Here is a 1,197-nt window from a genome sequence, read left to right on the forward strand (position 1 = left end):
CCCCGGTTCGAATGGAGACTCGATTCCATGTAAGGATCAGAGTCATGGCACGTCCCTCCTCCTACCCACCTGAGCTGCGCAAGCGTGCGGTGCGCATGGTCGCCGAGGTCCGCGGTGACTACCCGACCGAGTCCGCCGCGATCAACGCGGTCATGGTGAAGCTGGGCATCGGCTCGCGCGAGACGCTGCGCAAGTGGGTCCGGCAGGACCAGATCGACTCCGGGCAGCGTCCGGGGACGACGACGGAGGAGTCCGAGCAGATTAAAGCGATGAAGAAGGAGATCGCCGAGCTCAGGCGGGCCAACGAGATCCTGAAGGCTGCGGCAAGTTTCTTCGCGGCCGAGCTCGACCGGCCACACACACGCTCGTAGCGTTCATCGACGAGCACCGGGACCGCTTCGGCGGTGTCGAGCCGATCTGTCGCGTGCTGACCCAGCACGGTTGCAAGATCGCCCTCTCCACCTACTACGCCTGCAAGAAACGCCTCACATCACCCTCGCCGCGATCGGTGCGGGACGAGGAACTCAAGACCCTGATCAAGGAGGTCCACGAGACCAACTACCGCGTATACGGGGCCCGGAAGATCTGGCGGGCACTGAACCGGCAGGGCCACGACGTGGCCCGCTGCACCGTCGAACGCCTGATGCGCGAGATCGGCATCGCTGGCGCGGTGCGCGGCAAGAAGGTGATCACCACCTTTCCGGACCCGGCCGCCACCAGGGCCCCGGACCGCCTGGACCGTGACTTCGTCGCCCCGGCCCCCAACCGCACCTGGGTAGCCGACTTCACTCACGTCGCCGCTTGGGCGGGCGTCGTGTACGTCGCCTTCGTCGTGGACACCTTCTCCCGCCGCATCGTCGGCTGGTCCGCGTCGATGTCGAAGGAGTCCCAACTCGTCTTGGACGCACTGGACATGGGCCTGTGGCAGCGAGACCGCGAAGGCCGCCCACCCGTGCCCGGCGAGCTGGTTCACCACTCGGATGCGGGGTCGCAATACACGTCGTTCCGCCTGGCCGAACACCTCGATGCGGCCCAGATCGCGGCCTCTATCGGCTCGGTCGGCGACGCGTACGACAACGCCCTCATGGAGTCGACGATCGGCCTGTACAAGACCGAGGTCATCAAACCGATGCGGCCCTGGAAGACGCTCTCACACGTCGAACTCGCCACCGCGGAGTGGGTCGACTGGTACAACCA

General features: G+C 66.0%; 1 pseudogene. It reads left to right on the forward strand.

Annotation, left to right across the window (positions count from 1 at the left end):
• Nucleotides 1-44: 44 nt before the first annotated feature.
• Nucleotides 45-1,197, forward strand: a pseudogene (locus ACFVJQ_RS46050) (IS3 family transposase); the annotation flags it as partial.

The organism is Streptomyces sp. NPDC127197, from assembly GCF_042672405.1.
GTDB lineage: Bacteria > Actinomycetota > Actinomycetes > Streptomycetales > Streptomycetaceae > Streptomyces > Streptomyces flavusporus.